Genomic DNA, 20,557 nt, shown 5'->3' on the forward strand with positions numbered 1-20,557 from the left:
TCATCAAAAAGTGAATGAATACTATGAAATCGTTACGTATGAACTACCCACCAGCCGCAGTATACGCATCGTCCATCGGACGCTGAATAAACTGGCAGTAGCGCTGGACGGAAATGTCCATCCGAAAGCCGCCATCTACTCCGACTAAGACTTCCATTTCACGTTTCCAGAGTACCAGCAGCGAGATGAAACAGCTGAGACCCGGGCAGTCCATGTCACGTCGCGGCAACTGTCTGGATAAGGCCCAATGGAGTCCTTCTTCAGCCATTTTAAGGATGAAGTGAATGTTCAGGAGGTAGCGAATTTGGAAGAACTAAAAGCGATGATTGACGATTACGTCTTCCATTACAATACTTCCCGGAAGCAATTGAAATGCCAAACATCCTTTAACTTCTCAAAAAACAGGGGTGAAACACCTATTCCCGGTGACTATTAGACTGTGCCTTCGGTCAACGCATCACAAATGGGTAAGGTCGACCCCGAAGATTGTCCCTTGGTGAATGAGTGAAGAGGTTCATTTAGCTATACTAAGTCAGTTGCGTCATAGTTGAATGATTGCTTCCTTCTCAACTGTTACAGTTCCTTCAGCCAGCCCACCGATAATTGGTGGAACAAGGACATGCCAAGGGTCGGCAGGATCGCTTTCACGGTAGGTATACTTTCCTTTTACTTTCTCCACAAGCTGGAGGACTGTTTTTCCCAGTTCCTTTTCCATGTCCAAGTACTTTTTAAGATTTCATTCTCCATTTTCAAGTTCGCCACCTGACGGTCTCGCTTTTCATCTTCACTTGTGCTTTCGGGTCACTGCCCAACGACGGATCCTGTTGGGTTTGCGCTCCAGTTCGCAAGCGACTTCAGTGGCCCTTCTGTCGTCGTCCAGAAGAAGTTTGACCACATATTCCTTGTATTCCGGCGATTTCCGTTTGCCCATGTTTGACACGTCCTTTGGGTTAGTAGTTTCAATATGTCGAAACTCATTTTGTCGTATCCATTTTTAAGGTAGAATAAGAGATGTTTTGGTTGAATACGAGTTGGATTATTCTCACCGTTTTTCAAGGTGCCAAAAATATTTTTTCGACCACCATACTGCCAGATATTTATTTCCTTGATAAATCCTGTAAAAGCTTGGGTACGCTTCGCTGAAACCAATGGAAATGATTGGTTCTGATCCGGTATGTCATGCACCTTGGATCTCTGCGTTGCTTATGACGACGTACCCTCCCGTGTCTCATGGCATCTGGTGCCCACATTCCTTCGTTCGGTCTGATCATAAGGCAGAGGCCAGCGAAGCTCCTTTAGAGACTCAACAGGTCGAATGGAAAAAATCGTGCCGGCTTCTCCGTGTCATGCTTATGCGTATCGAATGGCGGATGTGATCTCAGACTGCCTCTTGGAGGCAGGGCTGGTCGTGCATCATGCGCGCCGCATCAAAGTGAATGCCTTTGGTGCACAGTGCGTGTAGAATCTTCAAGAGTTTGCCGCACAGGACCACGATGGACTGCTTTTTCCGCCAGGGGTTCTGCGGGCGGTTCGTATAGTAGTCGTGCAGTTTCCGGAACGCTTCATTGTGTCGGATCATCGGCATCATGACACGGAAGAGGAGCGCCCGGAGCCGCCGTCTGCCGCGTTTGGAAATCCGCTTCTGCCCCTTATGCATGCCGGAGGAATTCTCCCGCAGTGTGAGTCCCGCAAGTTTGATGAGCTGGCGTGGATCTCGGTAATGGGTGAAGCTGCCGATCTCGGATAACAGGTCGACGATCGTGGGATCGCCGAGACCCGGAACAGTGGCCAGGAATTCATACTCCGCAGTCGACTGGACCAGCGCTTTGAGTTCCTGTGAGAGATCATCGATCTCTTCTTCAAGCTGGCGGTACCGGCGGACGAGTGTGGCGATTTCATGTGTGGGCCATCTTCCGTCCTTCCGTAACGCCGATTGAATCGCCCGCAACCCGGATCAGTTCGTTCGCTTTCGGTCGCTGCGGCGCTTTCATGCCTTTCACTGTCCGGCAGACAGCCAGAAGCTCATCGTCGCTCATCCGGGCCACGTCACCCGGAAAGGGGACCGTTTCCAGGATGGCCAGCGCCATCTTTCCGAATGTCGGGAATACGCGCCGGAATTCCGGAAAATACCGGTCGAGCCAGCGAATGAGCTTATTCTTCACGGCGCCCTGCTCTTCCGTCAGATTCGCACGGAGTGTCGCACCGACGCGCAAGTCGGCTTCGATGCCTTCCAGGATCCGCGGATAGCTGAACCGGCCGTCTTTCACGAGGCGGGCGATGACGAGCGCGTCCTTGCGGTCATTCTTGGTCGGCAGATTATCATCCAGTTCCTTTGAGCGTTTGACGTGCATCGGATTGGTCATGACCAGCGGAATGCCCCGGTCTTTCAGAAAGTAGGCGAGATTGAGCCAGTAGTGGCCGGTCGGTTCGATGCCGACAACCACTTCTGTGCGCCCACTCGTTTCGAGTGCTTCCAGGATCCGGTCATACAGCAGTTGGAATCCCGCTTGGGATTGCTTGATGGGAAACGCTTTTTCCAGTTCCCGTCCCCGCTCATCGACGAATACCGCGTAATGGGTGTATTTCGCAATATCCATGCCAATCACGAGCGTACGCTCTGTGACTTGATTAATTTTATCGTTCGTTTTAGAATGCAAGTGGCGTCCTCCTTGGCAGCTAAGTTAGGGGTCAATTCGTAGCGTATTGACACCCCGCATCATACCAAGAGGGCTCTTTCTGTTTCAAGGCCTCTTAAAACCCCCTAACAGGAATGCTCCTTATAACAAACTGCTACTACTTCTTATCAAGTATTCTCATCCTGAAAAGAAACGATATTTCTATCCCCATACACTTTAGCTGCGCAAACCTAAATTAATGGCTCTCCTTTTATTTGAAAAGGAGTTTACAAAACCATTACATTTTTGAAACAGGAGCTTAACAATCTCCTGTTAAAGTCATTCTTGTAAGGAAAATCACTTTTTGAGGAGGAACATAACGTTGGTTCACAAAAAATGGCGTAACAAGATAGTACCTGCAATGGTTGTCTCATCACTTTTAGTTGGAGGGGTTGCCGTCTCTTATCCTGGAGCGGAGGCAAAAGAAGATAAGAAGAGCCAAAACACTATTGCTAAAGTGAAAGCAGAAAGCCAAAACCAGGCGGAAATCAAAAATGTGATTTTTCTAATCGGCGACGGAATGGGACCGGCATACAACACGGCTTACCGTGCTTTCAAAGATAACCCTGCAACGCCTTATATGGAAAAAACAGCGTTCGATAAATACCTGGTTGGAATGCAACAGACATATTCTTGGGATCCAGAACAGAGTGTAACTGACTCTGCTGCTGCAGCGACTTCGCTGGCTGCCGGAATTAAAACCTATAATGGCGCAATTGCCGTTGATATGGAACAGAATGCAGTGAAAACAGTGCTGGAAGCGGCAAAAGAAGATGGGAAAGCGACAGGCCTGGTGGCAACATCCCAGATCAACCATGCAACCCCCGCTTCATTTGGTGCCCATGATGAGTCGCGTCATAATTACAATGATATTGCCGATGATTACTTTGATGACTTGGTCAATGGCGAACATAAAGTCGATGTTCTCTTGGGTGGCGGCACCGCTTACTTCGACCGTGCAGATCGAAACCTGGCAAGCGAGTTTGATGAAGACGGGTACGGAGTTGTACTGACAAAAAATGAACTGCTCAATGATGAGAACGATCAGATTCTTGGCCTCTTTGCACCGAAAGGACTCGATAAAGCCATTGACCGGAGTGAGGAGACACCTTCCCTTTCCGATATGACCGATGAAGCACTGGAACGCTTAAGCAAGGACCAGGACGGCTTCTTCTTGATGGTGGAAGGCAGCCAGATCGACTGGGCTGGACATGACAACGATATTGTAGCTGCCATGAGCGAGATGGAGGATTTCGAACAGGCATTCGAACGGGCAATTGCGTTCGCTGAACAGGATCCTCACACACTGGTTATTACCACTGCCGACCATTCAACGGGCGGATTCACACTTGGCCGGGATGGTGAATACAAGTGGGATCCAGCCTCACTAAAAGCGGCGGATCGCACACCGGATTTTATGGCTGCGCTAATTGCTGATGGCAATCCGGTGGAGGAAGTACTGGCGGAGTATATCGACTTGGAATTGACAGCTGAAGAAGTCCAAACCGTCAAAGACGCGGCTGCCACTAACGATGTTCGTAAAATCGACAATGCCATTGAGCATATCTTCGATATCCGATCAGGTACAGGCTGGACAACCGGCGGTCACACAGGTGTCGACGTGAACGTCTATGCTTACGGTCCGCAAGCGGCGAAATTCATCGGCCTGCATGATAACCATATCCTTGGACAAAAAGTGATGGACGTACTGGGTAACGCAAGAAACGGAAAATAAGAAGAACCAATCCCGCTGCTTTTCCAGTAGCGGGATTTTATAAGACATTCCAACAGTCCGGAGGAAGCGATATGAAATTTACGGCTTTTCTATTGAGCAGCTTGCTTTTAATGACCGGGTGCTCAAATGCTGTAGAACAGAGTGATTCAGGGAGCGAAACAGTTTCCGAGACAAAAACCGTAGCCGGCAGCTCTAGGGATAACGTGGCGAAAAAAAACATTCCTGATAATTCGGACACCGGTTACGTCAATAACCCCCAAGCACCTGATACCCGTTCTTTAAATGAGATTGGACAGGTTTTCACTGACGAAGACGGAACAGTCACCTTGAAAGCCATCACAGATTACCAGAAGGCGCATACGATTGGCCCCATCCAACTGACAGTTTTCAATATAAAAGTGGTGAACTACTCCCCTTCTCATGATTTAATCGATTACTTCCATGGCTTCACGCATAGTGAAGATAACTTTAACTATCTCAAGTTACACGTTACGATAGAGAACACTTCTGACCAGGTGGTGGATTTTGCGCCCGTCTCCATTCTCGAAACAAACGAGGGGGAGAAAAAAGACTTCGATGACGATTTTTACCTTCAGAATTTATATGGCCAGCTTCAGCCCCATGAAGTGAAAACGGGTGAGCTTGCGTTTGTTCTGGACCAGGAAGACATTGAACACCTGAAGTCAATAAAAATCCACCCAAGTGATGTGTTCGATGAACAGAAGAACGTATTGAATCCAGGAGAAATCATCGAAATCGATTTTTAAAAAAGCCTTCTGATGATTTAAGATGTCTTTAAAATAGCCAACGACTGCTTCCAGGCTTGATTACTTCACTCCAAAGACACTGATTTAAACGAAGATTTTGATCAGACGATTTCTCCTGAAGCAATCAGAGGGACCGCAATGGTTAAAAGAAAGTATCGCGACCGTTGCGAGGAAGATAACTCGATTGTCAGGAAAGAACGACTTGAAAACAGCTGCCGCTAATTCATTTAGCGGCAGCTGTTTTCTTTCAAGATATCTCCTTGGCAGAAACAACAACGAATAAAATAATAACTTTTAGTGAACTTCTTCTACTTTGATTAATTCTGCCTGAATAATATAACGGTCTGGGGCTGAACCTATAAAATCAAACGGGTAACAAGTTGTCAACGTCAATGTGGGCTTTTCCTTCTCTACGATTACGGTGCGGTCTTCGGCGTCGGTAATCCAGATATCTCGGATTTGGTATTCGTATTTTTTCTCTTCTACTTCCAGGTAAAGCCGGTCCCCCTCTGCCAGCTGGTCCAGACCGATAAAGACGGTATCCCGGTGTCCGGCAAGAGCTGTATGGCGCCGCTCGTTTGGCAGCGTAGTAAAAGAAGAATCATACACGCCGACCCCTTTTTGCAGTGTTTGCTGATCCGTGCCCCAGTGAATCGGAAAGATTTTTCCCATTTTCGGGATGGTCAGCTGACCGATTTCGTCTCCCTGCTCATAACTGGGTGTCTTTAAGTACTCCTCCTGTTCCACTTCTTTTTGCTCTACGGTTTCCGTTGGCTTTACTGGATCATCACCTTCTTCCATAGGGGGTAGAAGTGTAGCTTCCTGTGTCCGGTCATTCCACTTTTCATCTATTGACTGGGCCTGCTCTTTATCAATTGTGACGGCGCTCGTCTGGTCCCACCATCCATACCCATTCCAGCCGATGAGGCAGATACCGAGGATAACGAATAAAATACCTGCTTGTCTTAACACGTGGGCACCTCCTTACTTTTAGCTTAGACGAAAAAGAAAGGGCAGGCAACCAACGCCCACCCTCCATACCAGGTACTTGAATCTGCGAGAAAAACAGTGCCTTTAACAAATGGTTACCTTTACTGAAGCGGCTTACGCTTGCGCGTGGCGAGGAGAGCTCCTCCCATTAAAATAGCCATGATGCCAGCAAGAGTCCCAAGAGGATAATTCGTGGCCGTATCTGCCAGTTCCTCGCCTTCTACACTGACTCCGTTTAGATTTTCGTCCGTGGCCAACTCCATAATTTTGAAGATGTTTTCTGCATTATCTGTGTTATCAATCATTCCATTGAAAAGTTCAGACCCAGGCCCATAAGCGTAAACAGGAACATCTTCCCCTGTATGCCCATCCGTTGTCCAGCCAGTTCCGGAACGAACATTGAAAATATGCTCAATGGCATTATCTACTTCTGCCAGCAGCTCTTCTTCCGGCGCATTATCTTTCGCGTCGATTACCGACTGAATTTCTTCAGTGGTTAGTTCAAATCCAATATTGTCCCGGAGCACGTCTTCAATGTCGGCTCCTTCAGCAATCAATGCAGCCATATAATCCGGTGTCTTCTCCGCCGCGTGAATCACTTCCGGATGCCACTCGTAAGCACTGCCACGGCCAATCGATAGTCCACCCGTTGAATGGTCTGCAGTTGTTACCACAAGCGTATCTTCGTTTTCTTTCGCGAATTCCATTACTTCTTCAAAAGCACCAGCAAAGTCTTCCATTTCGCTCATTGCAGCCACCACATCGTTGTCATGTCCGGCCCAGTCAATCTGGCTGCCTTCCACCATCAAGAAGAAGCCATCCTCATCTTCGCTGAGACGATCCAATGCCGCTTCTGTCATCTGAGCGAGTGAAGGCTGTTCCTCTGGCCGATCGATTGCCTTATCAAGGCCTACAGGCGCGAACAAGCCCAGGACTTGGTCATTGTTATCTGCCTGCAACTCTTCTGTACTTGTCACATAGCTATAGTCATCATTCTGGAATTCTTCAGTAAGGTCCCGATCTTCACGGACAAAGTAATCCGTACCGCCACCGAGCAGGACATCAATGACATGTTCGCCGTTGACTGTATTATCGAAATAGTCATTTGCAATCTCGTTATAGTTTCTTCTGGATTCATCATGGGATCCATAGGCAGCAGGCGTCGCATGGTTGATTTGAGAAGTGGCAACGAGCCCTGTAGCTTTACCCGCTTCTTTTGCTGCTTCAAGTACTGTTTTGGTTTCCTGCTGGTCGAGATCCACGCCGATTGCTCCGTTGTATGTTTTAACTCCCGATGCCATCGCAGTGGCAGTTGCGGCTGAATCCGGTATATTTTCTTTTGTATCCCCCTCCCCTCCATCATGGAAAGGGTCGGCACTGTACACTTTTTGCATTCCTGTTAAGTATGGGTCAAACACCGTATCTTCCATCACTTGTGTTTCCGGATCTTCCGTGTAGTAGCGGTAGGCTGTCATGTAAGCAGGTCCCATGCCGTCCCCGATCATCATAATCACATTTTTGGCCTGCTCGATATCCGTTTTTTCCTCTTCAGCAGCAACAACAGAAACTGGTGTAAGCGAAATGCTTCCTAGAGCTAAAGACGATAAAGCAGCTGTCGACATGAACTTTCTCGTGAAATGTTTTTTCACCGTTACTTCCCCTCCTACGTAAAGTTTTCGTACACCTTTTATTATGGAGAAGGGTTGTTAAGGGCCTATTAACTAACCGTAAAGAATTCGTAAAATCATTTGAATATACGCACTGTTCAAATTTCCAAAACCGAAGAGATTGCTGCTCCAACAAAATATGCGTTGTGCATAAGAGAGGGTGAGTGAGCATTCGTCGTTTTTCGAAATTGTGGGGCTTTTTTAAGAAAACCACCCAACGCACTGAACTGAGCCCTGGTAAGTTTAAACATAGTGAATCTTTATATAATATGGTATTGAGCAAAGCAGAAGATGTAATATGACAACTGGGTTCTCCGAGGAATGAGGAATGCCGTATGTCTTTGTGCTCCCCATTATCCCATTAAAGAAGGAAACTAAAAGAAGTCCTGTTGCTTATGTTGCGGAGCTCGGTTATGGTAACTTTTATAAAAATCGGCCCTCTTTACATTATCTTTACATTACGTTAATGAGTCCTTAATAGTTTTTCGTTACAATTTAACTTATAGAAAACAAAAAGTTCATAAAGAGTTTCCTCTTGACAGCATAAGTAAAGGTTAGGTGGGCTACTCCGTCTCGCCTTTTTCTATGTAAATACAAAGAACAGTTTAAATGTTAGTTGAACTGATATAGTTAAAGTAAAAACACTAGAAAAAAGGATCAAAATAAGTTCGGAGGATAAAAATCATGAGCGCAACAATGGATGGCAATGCAATCTTCAAAGTGGAGGATTTGAATCTGTGGTACGGCGATACCCATGCGCTAAAGAATATCAGCATGGAAATTGCCCGAAACCAGGTGACCGCGGTAATCGGTCCTTCTGGATGTGGTAAATCAACGTTTGTTAAGACCTTAAATAGAATGGTTGAGACGGTTCCTTCCGTACGTACCTCCGGGGACATTAAATACCGGAACCAAGGAATATTCGATTCGAATTATTTGGTTGAAGAACTAAGAACGCATGTCGGGATGGTGTTCCAAAAGCCGAACCCTTTCCCGAAATCAATTTACGAGAACGTGGCATACGGGCCGAAAATCCATGGCATTAAAAAGAAGCAGGTGCTGGATGAAATCGTCGAGAAAAGTTTAAAAGGCGCCGCCATCTGGGAGGAAGTAAAAGACCGGCTGCACGAAAATGCCTATGGCCTTTCCGGTGGTCAGCAGCAGCGGATCTGTATCGCCCGTTGCCTGGCAGTTGAGCCGGACGTCATTCTGATGGACGAACCTACTTCCGCGCTGGATCCAATTTCCACATTAAAAGTAGAGGAACTGATCAGAGAATTAAAAAAAGACTATACCATCATCATTGTTACACACAATATGCAGCAGGCGGCCCGGATTTCAGATAAAACGGCCTTCTTCCTGAACGGGGAAGTCATCGAGATGGATGAAACGGATAAACTGTTCTCAAATCCGGAGGACAAACGAACAGAAGACTATATCACAGGACGATTCGGATAAACTGAAGCGGGGGAAACAAACCATGGCGAACAGAAGCAGTTTTGATAAAAGCTTAAGCGAATTACGGGAAGACATTAAACACATGGCCGGCATGACGCGTGAAGCGCTGAGTCAGTCAGTTGCAAGCCTGAAGCAGCAGGACACGGTGCTCGCTGAAGAAGTCATCCAAAATGATAAAGCAATCAATGCGTTAGAAGAGAAGATCAATGAAAAAGCAATTTTACTAATTGCAAAAGAACAGCCGCTGGCCACTGATCTGCGCAAAATCATCGTTTCCTTGAAAATTTCGAGCGATGTTGAACGAATTGCCGATTTCGCCGTTAACGTGGCCAAATCGACGATCAGAATCGGAAAAGCGGAATTGGTCAAACCGATCATTCACATTCCGCAAATGGCCGATTTGGTGAACAAAATGCTGACGCAGGCGATCGATGCGTATAAATACGAAGACACGAAGCTCGCAATTGCTTCATCCAAGATCGATGATGAAGTGGATGCGCTCTATAAGGAATCCATCACGGAACTGATCGACATTGCGACGAAAGACAACACGAACATGGAACAGATCATGCAATTGGCGATGATTTGCCGCTACTTGGAGCGTTCCGGCGACCATGTGACCAACATCTCGGAAAATACGATTTACATGGTCAAGGGAATCAAAACAGATTTAAACACGTAAATCCTATTTTTCTAGAACCTAAACTACAAGCTTTTGTCTGTTATTCTCATCGCTATGAGAGGCACTTTTCATCGACCACAGCTAATCGGCTGTCTTGTCGCCTGCAATTTTGCTATAACTATCATCCCTCCTAGTAGATGATATCACCTCGGCTGAAAATCTTGTTTTATTCATATGGATTAACTTTTATGGAACCTCTTTCTTTAAGCTTCCAAGACCGCAGGAAGCAAAATTTCAATTTAGGATGAGTATAATGAAAAATGTACTAGTATTTGATAGTCAATCAAACTTCCCCGGGAAAGATGCATTGATCAATAAAGGGTATCATTTTGAATACTTGTCCGAAATTGAGCCGACGCTGGTGAAATCAGTACGGTCAAGTGTCTCCGGTGTTCTGGTCTCGTTCGACCTTATTAAACTTGACATCGTTTCTTTCATTAGGAAGATCAAGACCGCCTTCGCAGATAAACCGTTGATTATTTATTCGGCGGATGATGATGGACTGAATACCATCCTGATGATTGAAGCAGGGGCTGATGAAGTGCTGTCGAGGGGCATGAACACCCGGGAAGCACAAGCCCGGGTAGTCAAACAGTTCAATATTTTTCAACAGTTGACGAGTTTTGGGGCGACTCAATTATTGCAGGCAGAATGTATCCATATCCATGAATTTAAACTGTATCCGAATAGTTATGAAATCAAAAAAAATGAAGAAGTCATCGAACTGACACCACGCGAATTCTTTACGTTGCTGTTTTTGTATGAAAACAGGGGGAAAATTGTCACGAGAGAAGATATCATAAACGAACTTAAGAATACATTCGGAAAAACAAGCGATAACAAACGCATCACTGACATGTTTATCTCAAATATTCGAAATAAGCTCGGCTTGGATTGCTCAACTTCTTTCAACATTGCGACCGTCCGAGGAAGAGGATATTACTTAAAATTCAACAATTCTACTTAAAGCGGGCGAACTTTGTGTTCGCCTGCTCCTTCACTAATTCCCAGCTCTTTTCCGAGGATAAACGGGAGTTCTCATCCTGTTCTCGCAGTCGCCAAGCTATCCCTTCACCCCTCTCTTTTTCTCATCATTCTTCAGAGTTTACTGGTTCGGTATACATAGAGGCAGAATGACATACTCCTCCCCTTTTATTCGGCTATTTTATAACCTGATTTATAAGTAGACAGAACACTGCCAGTCTCTAATAACTACTCTACTACCTCTCAAAAACTCAAAGCATGAAACCTAGAAAAGAATTCGAGGCGTTTACCGGTTGATGAGCTCTTGTTTGCGATTTAGTGATCGTCTCGCAAAAGGGTGTGAAACACGAAAAAGACCATCCTTAAGTCGGAAATACGACTTTCTGGATAGCCCTTGTGTGCTTAGTATCTGTGCTGGAACTTGTTCCGGACCCAGACGGCAATGGCGTTCATGGCCAACAGGATGACGAGCAGGACGATGATTCCTGCACCGGCGACGAATTGCCATTCCGGCTGCGGCCGGATGATCCAGCTGTAGATTTGGATCGGCATCGCTGTGTAATTGGCGAGCAGCGAATCAGGAATCGAATAAATCGTCGTGGCAGCGCCGACGACAATCAATGGAGCTGTTTCCCCGATTGCCCGGGACAGCGCAAGAATGGATCCTGTCAGGATGCCGGGAACCGAAGCCGGCAGCACGATCGTCCAGATGGTCTGCCATTTGCTGGCGCCCATCCCGGTAGAGGCTTCCCGCAAGTCATTCGGCACGGACCGGATTGCCTCTTGGGATGCGACGACAATGACCGGCAGGATCAGCAGGCTCATCGTGAGTGCCCCCGCAATCAAGGTGTAGCCCATGCCGAACAAATACACGAAGAACGTCAGGCCGAGCAGGCCGAATACGATTGACGGAACGCCCGCCAGGTTCTGGACGTTCACTTGAATGAACCGGGTGAACCGGTTCTTCGCTGCATATTCCTCCAAGTACAATGCCGTGGAAACACCGAGGATGACCGCGATTGGCGCAGTCAGGAGCATCAGGAAGACAGAGCCCATGATGCCGGCCAGAAATCCGGCTTCTTCTGGAAACGGAGCCGGGAAGCTGGTGAGGAAATCAACGCCTAAGTAGCCGATGCCTTGCGTCAGAACCCGGTAGATCAGCAGTGCCAGGAAGACCAATCCCACTAGTGTCGCCACTAAGAACAGGTACTTCAGCCCCTTATTGAGCGTCACTCTTCCTTTTATGCGTTTGGCTGTGGATGCCGTTTCTTTCGAAGCCATTAGTAATCCTCCTTAAACTTCCGGACAATGTATTGCGACAAGAGATTCATCGCGAATGTGAACACGAACAGCGTCATGCCGACAGCGTAGATGCTGTAGTAGATGGTCGACCCGAAAGATGTATCGCCGGTAGCTCCCTGCACAATGAATGACGTGAGCGTCTGGATGGATTCCAGCGGATTGAATGTCAGGTTCGGGGAAGCCCCGGCCGCGATGGTGACGATCATGGTTTCGCCGATCGCCCTGGATATACCGAGGACGACAGACGCCACGATTCCGGAAAGCGCGGCAGGCACCACGACTTTGAACGTGGTCTCCAATTTCGTCGCGCCCATGGCAAGAGCACCTTCGCGCAGTGAATTCGGAACCGCGTTCATGGCGTCTTCCGACAGGGATGCGATCATCGGGACGATCATGATGCCGACCACGATGCCGGCGCTTAACGCGTTGAACACGAGCAGGCCTGGAATCAGGCTCTGCAGGATCGGTGTGACGAAAGTAAGGGCAAAAAAGCCATAGACGACAGTCGGAATGCCGGCCAGCACTTCCAGCACCGGCTTGATCACTCTCCGGGTCCGCGGTGTCGCATATTCACTCAAGTACACAGCCGAAGCGAAACCGAGCGGCAAGGCAACAGCGATTGCGATCAGCGTGATGAGCAGTGTACCGGCAATCAAGGACAGGACTCCGAAGCTTCCGGTCCAAGGCGACCAGTGGGCACTCAGGAAAAACTCGGCGAACGACACTTCAGTGAAAAATACAATGGATTCCCGCAGCAGGGTGAAGAAAATGCCGACTGTCGTCAGGACAGAGATGACAGCACTGATGAGTAAGAATGTCGGAATGAGAGATTCCGTCGTTTTCCGCACATTTTTCTTCCGCTTGTTCTGCTGGATCATCAGTTGAACAGATTTTGCTTGATTTGTTGAAGATTCCATCTTTATCCTCTTTTTGTTGAGACATATTAAAGGAGCAAGCTCCCTTTCCCTAAACAAGGTCAGGGTCAGATCACTGGTTACCGTGATCTGACCCTTGCCCTTATTGTGTGCTTCGTTTATTCGGCTTCTGCGCCGATGAGGTTTGTTACTTCATCCAGCTGCTCCTGATACATTTCTTCCGGCAGCGCTACGTAGCCGACTTGTGTAGCAGCTTCAGCCGCATTTTCCAGGATGAAGATTGAGAAATCAGCCACTTGCGGCTTCGTTTTCAGTGCTTCGTTATTCACATACGTGAACAGCGGACGGGACAGCGGTGTGTAAGAGCCGTCCTGGATCGTTTCCGGGCTCGGTGCAACGGCTTCTCCACCCTCTTCAGCGATTCCGAGCACTTTCAGCGTATCCTGGTTGGCTTCATAATACGCATAACCGAAGAATCCGATCGCGTACGGGTTGCCTTGAATACCTGTGACAAGTGTGTTGTCGTTTTCACTGAGCGTGACATTTTCGCCTTCCCGCATCGGCTGTTCTTCCAGAATCACTTCATTGAAGTAATCGAACGTTCCGGAATCATGACCCGGGCTGAAAATGACAATCTCTTCATCCGGCCATTCCGGGTTGATGTCCGACCACATGGTCGCCCCGCTGTCCGCCAGGAAAATTTCTCTCAGCTGCTCGACTGTCAATTCCTCGACGAAGTCGTTTTGCTGGCTGACCACGATGGATAGTCCGTCGTAAGCGAGTTCGAGTTCTGTATATTCAATTCCATTTTCTTCAGCGAGGGCGATTTCATCTTCCGCGATCGGCCGGGACGCATTACTGAAGTCGGTTTCACCAAGTGTGAACCGTTCGAATCCGCCGCCGGTACCGGATGTATTCAATACCGTTTCCACTTCTGGCTGCGTTTGATTGTATAAATAAGTGAGTGCCTCCATGATCGGCTGAACTGTGGAGGAACCATCCAGAAGTACTTCCCCTGAAACTGCTGCGACTTCTTCTTGTTCACTCGGTTCTTCGGTCGATTCTACTACTTCTTCTTCTACGGGTTCTACTGCTTCTTCTTCCACTGTTTCTCCGCATCCAGCAAGAACGCCGGCTGACAGCGTAAGTGGTACTGCTAAACTTAGCCATTTCATTCTTTTCATTTCTTTTCCCCCTATAAATTAGAATCTAATAATCTTTCATTTTCCAACTGCAAACCCATCTTAGCATCCCCATGTTAAAGAATCGTGAATACTATGTAAAGATGATGTAAATTTCAAATTTAACATGAATTTACGACAAGAAATATAGTTAATCGACTGCGACCATTTATTTGTCGTGTTTAGATAAGTTGTTTTGTTGCAGCCAAACTCTATTTGGAGACGTTTTCAAATTTAAGTAAAATGACATTTTTTCTGTGGACTGGTGTTTGCCGTTTTGCCGAAGAAACAAGTGGTGTGAATGATAAATTAGAATGGTTCTTACGTGAAGTTGGTGATGAAGTTTGTCTTCTTCTATTAACTTCAGTCTTAATGGGAGCGTCAAGAATTATGTGTAAATGGCTAATCCCCAATCCTGCAGATCCTATTAAGTTGTCGGCTGCTCTTTCTGCTTAAACATGGCCACCAATTCAGCGCGCGCTGAGTTAAAGCCACGGTGGCAGCTGGTGGCGTGCTTTTGGTTATAAGTCTCAAACCGGGACACCAGGAAACGGTCCAGGGAATCCTCATTCGGAAACTGTTCCTTGCGCCGGCTGTACTTCTTGATTTCCTTGTTAAACGATTCAATGAGATTCGTCGAATAGATGCTCGGCCAGATGGCGGCCGGGAAATCATAAAATGTAAGCAGGTGCCCATTGTCGGCGAGCGATTTGGTGACACGCGGATAAGCGGTTTTCCACTTGGCAATGAAGGCATCCAGCGCGTCCGCTGCCTTCTCCCGGTCTTCAGACCGGTATACCGCCTTGTAGTCCTCGCAAATTTCTGCCCGGTCCTGGACGCGCACTTTATGGGCGATAGTGCGGGAGACATGGACGTGGCATGCCTGGTACTTCGCATCCGGATAGACACTGGCGATACAGTCAGTGATCCCTTTCAGTCCGTCCGTGACGAACAGGAGGATTTCTTCCGTTCCCCGTTCTTTCAGGTCCTGGAGGACCTCTTTCCAGACGTAGGCCGATTCCGTCGGTGCGATCGTATAGGCGAGAACTTCCTTCGAGCCATCTTCCCGGATGCCGATGGCCAGATAAACCGCTTCCTTGGAGACCGTGTCGCGTTTGAGTGCGATAGAGGTGGCGTCCAGGTAGACGCATACATAGCGCGACGCCAGCTGACGCGCCTTGAAGGCCTCCACCTGTTCACCGACTGCGCGCGCCATATTGGAGACGGTCTGCGGTGTATAGTGATGGCCGTACATCCACTCGATCAGATCGGCGATCTCAGACATCGTCACGCCTTTTGGAACAGGGGGACGACAAAGGATTCAAGTGTGTCGTTCGACCGCTTGTACGGCGCCACGGTCTGCTGGTCAAATTCGCCGTTGCGGTCCCGCGGAATCGTCAGCTGAAGCTCACCAAACTCCGTACGGAGTGTCCGGTTATAAGAACCGTTGCGTGAATTGCCGGAATTGAAGCCGGCGCGATCGTATTTGTCATAATCCAGAAACGCCGTCAGCTCGGTTGCGAGCAGGAGGTTCACCGCCGCTTCGAGATGGCTGCGGAACACATCTGTGATATCTTCTTTCTTTACTAGAGCTTGCGCAAGTTCTGTTGTAAACTGGTTCATAGGGAAGGCCTCATCTCTGTGAATTTGGTGTGGTAGCTCAATTCTACAGGATGAGGTCTTCCTTTTTCTATTCACTCATTTACACAAGATATTTTACGCTCTCCTTCTCCTCACACAGCACATATCCGGTAGGTGGATCATTAGAGGTTTAATAACATGCGAAGATGGAAATACAAAAACCATATGGATATCGAGATTGTTACTTTTGGAATCTCGAACTCTTATTTTATTTTTTGTTTAAAATTCTATAACTTCAAAGAAGGAAGGTATTAATTATGAAAATTTTTGTTTTACATGCCAGTCTTTTTGGTCACACAGAAGCATTAGGGAATGCAGTCGCGGAAGGTGCCAAAGAAGTTGACGGTGCCGACGTGATCTACAAGTCAGTGGATGAAGCAGACCCGGAAGAATTAAAAGAAGCTGCCGGAATCATTTGGGGCTCTTCCGGAATTTTTGGCGAACCCAATGCTAAAATGGCTTCTTTCCTTCCTAAACTGGGAGAGCTTTGGTTTACAGGCGCTCTTCAAGGAAAAGTGGGGGGGGTTTTTGCGACAACCTCTACTCAGCACGGTGGAGTCGAAAACATTTGCCGAGCTCTACAAACTCCTATGCAGCATCATGGCATGGTTATTGTTTCAAATGCTGGACCAATCAATGAAGATCGGGCAAAATTCGGCAATCCATACGGTGCCACAGCTGTTATCCCTGTCGAAGCTTCCCGGGATGCACCGATGAACAAACCGAACGATACAGAAGTGCAAATCGCAAGAGAATATGGAAAACTAGTTGCCGAAACAGCCAAAAAATTATATCAGTAAAATTCAAACTTCTTTTAAGCAATGCTTTCGAAAAAGGCATTCGATACTTCAGTAAAACTTAAACTGCCGCATAAGCGTATTCAGGTCTTCTGTAGCCAGCAAAACCGCCAGTTCGCATTTGAACAGGCGGTTTTGCTTCATTATGGCTATAGAAAAAAACACCATTCCACCCACTCGGTAATGATTCTCCCCGAGCATTTTGCGTATCCCTTAAATTCCCCGTCTGCTAAACAAGGTTTCTCCTTCCGTAGATGGAGACGCACTCGGAATTCTATGGGTATTCACGATTATGATTCCTCTTCGGCGGTGGATTAGATTCAATCGCTCCAAACCGGATAGTGTCCGGCTCATCTTCTACATGGGCAATCCCAGCTGTTCCCTCATTTTATCCAGCATGGCCAGTACATTCCCGTAGTAATCCATCGAGTGCAGCAAATAACGGATTAGGATTTTATCCCGATGCGCCACATGCGGCGAGTCTGCTTTCAATTGTTCGAACCAAGTCTCGGTGATTTTTTCGACGTCGGCATTAGTCAGTTTGATACCCGGACGGTCTTCGATTCTTACGGACGGTCTCATAAGATCCTCTCCTTTCACAAACGGACAGACGTTGCCGGTCAGTCGATACAGATGATTTGCGTAATTTCCATAAGCGGGATTCGGATGCGATTGACCGGATGATCAAAAATCAGTTCATGTCCGTATACATGCAGACAGGCAAGGGTGTTCCGGCTGAAGTGATGCTGTTCTTTGTCCAATTGGGGATCAGAAGGCTGGTATCACGGTCAATGGACACATCTACAATCTTAACCACTTCGTCAATATCAGGGTGAAATACGTTCTGTGTCTCTTTACTGTTTGCTTTAATGGAGTCGTGGCCAGTCAGGTACGGGAAACGCCAGGTAATCACACCTCTCGCTTTTCCTCCCCGGCAGAGTTGTTCAACGACTTCCAAGGACTGTTGTTTTCTCATGCCAACCATACCCCCCTTTTAACCAGGAACTTCCTCTAATTTGTCCGTTCATCACTCATGATCTGCAGGCTTACCTGGAAGTCCGGGAAGAAGTCTATAAGCCCGACATTTCTTCCTGACGAAACACGGCGGAAAAGCAAATCCGATTTCTGTGGAGAGCGTTCAAAAGATCGTCAACAAGTTCACTGAAGCTTTTTTGAAAGGAAAACGATTGAGTCCACGTAAGCTGCGACACTCCTTAGGTAAGCGCTTTATCGACGAAGGTGGGTTACTCATCGCCCTGTGAGATCTACTTGGCCACAATTCCATCGAGACAACGACACTTTATACAAATCTCTCTCAAGAAGAACAGCGGCTGATGTTAAGGAAAATGGATAAATCCAAACGGCAAACAAATACATTATTTGGTATAATCAGAAGATAACTAAAAAGCTATCTCTTGTTCTTTACTAATTAATCAGAACAGATGGAAAATCATAAGAAAATGGAGGAAAATTATGAAAAGCACTGGAGTCACACGAAAAGTAGACCAGTTAGGACGTATTGTAATTCCCAAGGAATTGAGAAAGACGATGGAGATTGATATTGGAAGTCCACTTGAGATTTATGTAGAAGACGAGTATATTTTGTTGAAAAAGTACAGTGCATATGGAGAATGTCTTATAACCGGGGAAATTACAAAGGCGAATAAAGAGTATGCACCCGGTTTAACTTTGAGTCCGGAAGGAGCTCAGATTTTACTAGAGCAGCTACAGAACATGAATGATCATAATCCATCTTGATTAGGTCATCAACGATAAAATAAAGAGAATCAGGGGTTTCTAGAGCTGGTCATTGTTTATAAAGACAAAGAAGATGTGTGGTATGTCAACACTAAATCAAACAACTTTTTTGAGGGCCAAAATTCGATAAGCGGCCGGACTCATGTAGTCAAGGGCGCTGTGTGACCGGATATTGTTGTACCAGTTCACATAATCAAAGAGCTCAAGAGCCAATTGTCTAAGGGTGTCAAACTGCATGTCATTGATCAGTTCCGTTTTCAGGATCTTGAACGTCGCTTCCGCTACCGCGTTGTCATATGGGTTGCCCCTTTGACTCAGTGACCGTTCGATCTGATGGGTTTCCAATAATTCGTCGATGCCGGCATTTTTAAATTCAGACCCACGATCCGTGTGAAAGATCTTCACGGCGCCCAGGTCCTGTGTGACCGAATTGAAAGCACGTTGAACCAAGGCCGCGTCTTTGTGTTCCCCGACGCTGTACCCAACGATTTCCCGGTTCTCTAAATTGACCAGAAAACAGATGTAGTTCCATTGGGCTCCGACTTTCACGTACGTCAGATCACTCACCAGGACTGAACGTTCTCCACCCACGCCGAATTGGCGGTTCAGCACGTTCCGGTACGATGCTTCATTCACAGGCGTCACTATCGGCTTATAGGACGGCTGCGCATATTTCGACTGGAGACCGAGCTCAGCCATCTGCCGGCCGATCCGCCGCCTGGAGACAGTCAGGCCCATTTTCTTCAGTTCCCGCTTGATCTTCCGGGTGCCATATACGCGCCGATTCTCATGGAAGATCGTCGAGATCTTCTCCTTCAGCTCCCGTTCCGTTTTCGCTTTTTCTTGGGCTTTCTTCGCTGAAACTTCCGTTTCATAGTAAAAAGTGCTGCGGGCAATTTGCAGGACGTCGCACATTGCTGATACTGAATAGAGGTGGCGGTTCTGTTGGATGACCTCTATTTTCGTCCCATGATCAGCGCGGCTTGCTTTAAAATATCGACTTCCATCTCCAACTGTCTATTCCGTTTCTTATAGGCCAGCAGTTCCGTCTCCAGCGGGTTTCGGTTATCCTTCTCCTGAAAGGAACCGGATTGCTTATACTGGGCGATCCAGCGGTCCAGGGCGGAAGCGGTCAGGTTATATTCCCTAACGATGTCCGTCCGGCTCTTGCCGCCTTCGTGCAAGGCGACCACCTGTTTTTTAAATTCAACTGTGAACGTCCGTCTCTTTTGGGGCATGGCAGATTCTCCTCACGTATTGGGGTGTATTCTACGCTCCCTTATTTTCATTGTCCAACAAAGTGTAACCTATCCACAGTGCCTATTCAGAGAAAGAGAACCTTGAGTATGCGGAGAAGAACAAAATCTGTCTGATCGCCAAACTCAATCCCACTACAGCTTATGGCACCCGAAAAAAAGAAGACGAATTCCAATTCAATAAAGATGCGGGGATGTATGTCTGTAAAGCTGGCCATTTGGCAATCCGAAAAGCCCGTCAAGGCAAAAAAGGAATCGGGAAGAATCAAGCGGATACCTACTACTTCGATATTGAACGCTGCAAGCACTGTCCGCTGCGTGAAGGTTGTTATAAGGAAGGTGCTAAAAGCAAAACCTATTCGGTTCCAATTAAATCACCGGAACACGCAAACCAGTTCGCCTTCCAGGAAAGCGACAACTTTAAGGAAATGGCAAAAGAGCGATACAAAATCGAAGCCAAGAACAGTGAATTGAAGAATAACCATGGATGCCAGGTGGCATCCGGAGGTGATTTGAGCGGCATGGAAATCCAAGGAGCCATGGCGATTTTTGTGGTGAACCTGAAACGAATCCTTCGGTTGTTGGATGAGCGCAGGCAAGCTATTGAATGAGAAAAGGGCAGAAAAATAAGACGGAAGACAGGATTCTCTGTCATTCCGTCTCATTTTTTGTCTCCCAGGGATGTAAAGGGAGGGTTTTTCAGTGGCCTCGTAAACTGCAGGGTCCTTTTTTCTTAAGTTGCTCGAAATACAGGCTCAGTTCAGGGTAGTATATGCAGATCCAGAAAAA

At 47.1% G+C, this 20,557-nt stretch carries 19 protein-coding genes and 3 pseudogenes; 10 read left to right on the top strand and 12 right to left on the bottom strand.

Translation table 11 applies throughout. The features are described from left to right. The first annotated feature begins 10 nt into the window (after window positions 1-10). Both B0X71_RS21170 and B0X71_RS19830 read left to right on the top strand, forming a co-directional pair. Window positions 11-148 (top strand): hypothetical protein, encoded by a 138-nt coding sequence (locus tag B0X71_RS21170; protein ID WP_156889999.1) that lies wholly within the window; start codon window positions 11-13, stop codon window positions 146-148. A gap of 99 nt (window positions 149-247) precedes the next feature. Then, the gene (locus B0X71_RS19830) at window positions 248-436 is read left to right on the top strand and encodes an IS3 family transposase (protein WP_077591289.1); all 189 of its coding nucleotides are present in this window, start codon (window positions 248-250) and stop codon (window positions 434-436) included. Window positions 437-541: 105 nt separating this feature from the next. On the opposite strand, the gene B0X71_RS21175 is transcribed toward B0X71_RS19830, so the two are convergent. From B0X71_RS21175 to B0X71_RS19840, 3 genes and pseudogenes are all read right to left on the bottom strand, one after another. Then, window positions 542-715, bottom strand: coding sequence for a hypothetical protein (locus B0X71_RS21175; protein ID WP_156890000.1), 174 nt, complete (start codon window positions 713-715; stop codon window positions 542-544). A gap of 69 nt (window positions 716-784) precedes the next feature. Further along, complete coding sequence (locus B0X71_RS21180) at window positions 785-931, bottom strand: hypothetical protein (protein ID WP_156890001.1); 147 nt, start codon at window positions 929-931, stop codon at window positions 785-787. Between the two features lie 447 nt (window positions 932-1,378). Continuing rightward, window positions 1,379-2,657 (bottom strand): annotated as a pseudogene (locus B0X71_RS19840) (IS110 family RNA-guided transposase). 340 nt (window positions 2,658-2,997) lie between these two features. Between B0X71_RS19840 and B0X71_RS19845 the strand changes: the two are divergent. Together B0X71_RS19845 and B0X71_RS19850 are read left to right on the top strand one after the other, a co-directional pair. Next, window positions 2,998-4,410, top strand: coding sequence for an alkaline phosphatase (locus tag B0X71_RS19845; protein WP_269750121.1), 1,413 nt, complete (start codon window positions 2,998-3,000; stop codon window positions 4,408-4,410). Window positions 4,411-4,481: 71 nt separating this feature from the next. Next, window positions 4,482-5,177 carry a DUF4352 domain-containing protein gene (locus B0X71_RS19850; protein ID WP_077591291.1) on the top strand — a complete coding sequence of 232 codons (696 nt, stop codon included), beginning with the start codon at window positions 4,482-4,484 and terminating at the stop codon, window positions 5,175-5,177. A gap of 294 nt (window positions 5,178-5,471) precedes the next feature. On the opposite strand, the gene B0X71_RS19855 is transcribed toward B0X71_RS19850, so the two are convergent. Together B0X71_RS19855 and B0X71_RS19860 are read right to left on the bottom strand one after the other, a co-directional pair. Further along, on the bottom strand, window positions 5,472-6,149 hold the full coding sequence (locus tag B0X71_RS19855) for a class D sortase (protein WP_077591292.1): 678 nt from the start codon (window positions 6,147-6,149) through the stop codon (window positions 5,472-5,474). Window positions 6,150-6,268: 119 nt separating this feature from the next. Further along, window positions 6,269-7,789: an alkaline phosphatase gene (locus B0X71_RS19860; protein WP_077591358.1), complete on the bottom strand. Its 1,521-nt coding sequence runs from the start codon at window positions 7,787-7,789 to the stop codon at window positions 6,269-6,271. Between the two features lie 729 nt (window positions 7,790-8,518). Between B0X71_RS19860 and pstB the strand changes: the two genes are divergently transcribed. The 3 genes from pstB (at window position 8,519) to B0X71_RS19875 (ending at window position 10,941) form a co-directional block, all read left to right on the top strand. Beyond that, window positions 8,519-9,292, top strand: a complete 774-nt coding sequence (pstB, locus tag B0X71_RS19865; protein ID WP_077591293.1) for a phosphate ABC transporter ATP-binding protein PstB — start codon at window positions 8,519-8,521, stop codon at window positions 9,290-9,292. 22 nt (window positions 9,293-9,314) lie between these two features. Beyond that, window positions 9,315-9,974 (top strand): phosphate signaling complex protein PhoU, encoded by a 660-nt coding sequence (gene phoU, locus B0X71_RS19870; protein WP_077591294.1) that lies wholly within the window; start codon window positions 9,315-9,317, stop codon window positions 9,972-9,974. Window positions 9,975-10,227: 253 nt separating this feature from the next. Then, window positions 10,228-10,941, top strand: coding sequence for a response regulator transcription factor (locus tag B0X71_RS19875; protein WP_198038762.1), 714 nt, complete (start codon window positions 10,228-10,230; stop codon window positions 10,939-10,941). 419 nt (window positions 10,942-11,360) lie between these two features. Here the strand turns inward: B0X71_RS19875 and pstA are convergent, their stop codons facing one another. The 4 genes and pseudogenes from pstA to B0X71_RS19895 form a co-directional block, all read right to left on the bottom strand. Further along, complete coding sequence (gene pstA, locus B0X71_RS19880) at window positions 11,361-12,239, bottom strand: phosphate ABC transporter permease PstA (protein WP_077591296.1); 879 nt, start codon at window positions 12,237-12,239, stop codon at window positions 11,361-11,363. Then, window positions 12,239-13,177 (bottom strand): phosphate ABC transporter permease subunit PstC, encoded by a 939-nt coding sequence (gene pstC, locus B0X71_RS19885; protein ID WP_077591297.1) that lies wholly within the window; start codon window positions 13,175-13,177, stop codon window positions 12,239-12,241. Before pstC ends, pstA begins: the two co-directional genes overlap by 1 nt. 116 nt (window positions 13,178-13,293) lie before the next feature. Beyond that, the gene (locus tag B0X71_RS19890; RefSeq protein WP_077591298.1) at window positions 13,294-14,319 is read right to left on the bottom strand and encodes a PstS family phosphate ABC transporter substrate-binding protein; all 1,026 of its coding nucleotides are present in this window, start codon (window positions 14,317-14,319) and stop codon (window positions 13,294-13,296) included. A gap of 424 nt (window positions 14,320-14,743) precedes the next feature. Continuing rightward, window positions 14,744-15,939, bottom strand: a pseudogene (locus B0X71_RS19895) (IS256 family transposase). Window positions 15,940-16,214: 275 nt separating this feature from the next. Here B0X71_RS19895 and B0X71_RS19900 point away from each other — a divergent pair. Continuing rightward, a complete protein-coding gene (locus tag B0X71_RS19900; protein WP_077591299.1) occupies window positions 16,215-16,757 on the top strand; it encodes an NAD(P)H-dependent oxidoreductase in 543 nt (180 codons plus the stop codon). 354 nt (window positions 16,758-17,111) lie between these two features. On the opposite strand, the gene B0X71_RS19905 is transcribed toward B0X71_RS19900, so the two are convergent. Further along, the gene (locus B0X71_RS19905; protein WP_077591300.1) at window positions 17,112-17,336 is read right to left on the bottom strand and encodes a hypothetical protein; all 225 of its coding nucleotides are present in this window, start codon (window positions 17,334-17,336) and stop codon (window positions 17,112-17,114) included. Between the two features lie 109 nt (window positions 17,337-17,445). Next, complete coding sequence (locus B0X71_RS19910) at window positions 17,446-17,730, bottom strand: hypothetical protein (protein WP_077591301.1); 285 nt, start codon at window positions 17,728-17,730, stop codon at window positions 17,446-17,448. Window positions 17,731-18,227: 497 nt separating this feature from the next. Here B0X71_RS19910 and B0X71_RS19915 point away from each other — a divergent pair, with 497 nt between their 5' ends. Next, window positions 18,228-18,512 carry an AbrB/MazE/SpoVT family DNA-binding domain-containing protein gene (locus tag B0X71_RS19915; RefSeq protein ID WP_077591302.1) on the top strand — a complete coding sequence of 95 codons (285 nt, stop codon included), beginning with the start codon at window positions 18,228-18,230 and terminating at the stop codon, window positions 18,510-18,512. Window positions 18,513-18,608: 96 nt separating this feature from the next. On the opposite strand, the gene B0X71_RS19920 is transcribed toward B0X71_RS19915, so the two are convergent. Next, window positions 18,609-19,750 (bottom strand): IS3 family transposase gene (locus B0X71_RS19920; protein WP_156890002.1). Its coding sequence is split into 2 segments (ribosomal slippage): window positions 18,609-19,504 and window positions 19,504-19,750, totalling 1,143 coding nucleotides; the frame shifts between segments, so codons are not numbered across the junction. 77 nt (window positions 19,751-19,827) lie between these two features. On the opposite strand from B0X71_RS19920, the pseudogene B0X71_RS19925 reads away from it, so the two are divergent. Next, window positions 19,828-20,379 (top strand): annotated as a pseudogene (locus tag B0X71_RS19925) (transposase); the annotation flags it as partial. Window positions 20,380-20,557: the final 178 nt, after the last annotated feature.

Origin of the sequence: Planococcus lenghuensis, assembly GCF_001999905.1 — a bacterium.
Lineage (GTDB): Bacteria > Bacillota > Bacilli > Bacillales_A > Planococcaceae > Indiicoccus > Indiicoccus lenghuensis.

Excerpts from the sequence above, each read along its gene's own strand:
- B0X71_RS19830 (WP_077591289.1), top strand. The coding sequence starts at position 248 with ATGGAGTCCTTCTTCAGCCATTTTAAGGATGAAGTGAATGTTCAGGAG.
- B0X71_RS21175 (WP_156890000.1), bottom strand. The coding sequence starts at position 715 with ATGGAAAAGGAACTGGGAAAAACAGTCCTCCAGCTTGTGGAGAAAGTA.
- B0X71_RS21180 (WP_156890001.1), bottom strand. The coding sequence starts at position 931 with ATGGGCAAACGGAAATCGCCGGAATACAAGGAATATGTGGTCAAACTT.
- B0X71_RS19850 (WP_077591291.1), top strand. The coding sequence starts at position 4,482 with ATGAAATTTACGGCTTTTCTATTGAGCAGCTTGCTTTTAATGACCGGG.
- B0X71_RS19860 (WP_077591358.1), bottom strand. The coding sequence starts at position 7,789 with ATGTCGACAGCTGCTTTATCGTCTTTAGCTCTAGGAAGCATTTCGCTT.
- pstB (WP_077591293.1), top strand. The coding sequence starts at position 8,519 with ATGAGCGCAACAATGGATGGCAATGCAATCTTCAAAGTGGAGGATTTG.
- phoU (WP_077591294.1), top strand. The coding sequence starts at position 9,315 with ATGGCGAACAGAAGCAGTTTTGATAAAAGCTTAAGCGAATTACGGGAA.
- B0X71_RS19875 (WP_198038762.1), top strand. The coding sequence starts at position 10,228 with ATGAAAAATGTACTAGTATTTGATAGTCAATCAAACTTCCCCGGGAAA.
- pstA (WP_077591296.1), bottom strand. The coding sequence starts at position 12,239 with ATGGCTTCGAAAGAAACGGCATCCACAGCCAAACGCATAAAAGGAAGA.
- pstC (WP_077591297.1), bottom strand. The coding sequence starts at position 13,177 with ATGGAATCTTCAACAAATCAAGCAAAATCTGTTCAACTGATGATCCAG.
- B0X71_RS19890 (WP_077591298.1), bottom strand. The coding sequence starts at position 14,319 with ATGAAAAGAATGAAATGGCTAAGTTTAGCAGTACCACTTACGCTGTCA.
- B0X71_RS19900 (WP_077591299.1), top strand. The coding sequence starts at position 16,215 with ATGAAAATTTTTGTTTTACATGCCAGTCTTTTTGGTCACACAGAAGCA.
- B0X71_RS19905 (WP_077591300.1), bottom strand. The coding sequence starts at position 17,336 with ATGAGACCGTCCGTAAGAATCGAAGACCGTCCGGGTATCAAACTGACT.
- B0X71_RS19910 (WP_077591301.1), bottom strand. The coding sequence starts at position 17,730 with ATGAGAAAACAACAGTCCTTGGAAGTCGTTGAACAACTCTGCCGGGGA.
- B0X71_RS19915 (WP_077591302.1), top strand. The coding sequence starts at position 18,228 with ATGAAAAGCACTGGAGTCACACGAAAAGTAGACCAGTTAGGACGTATT.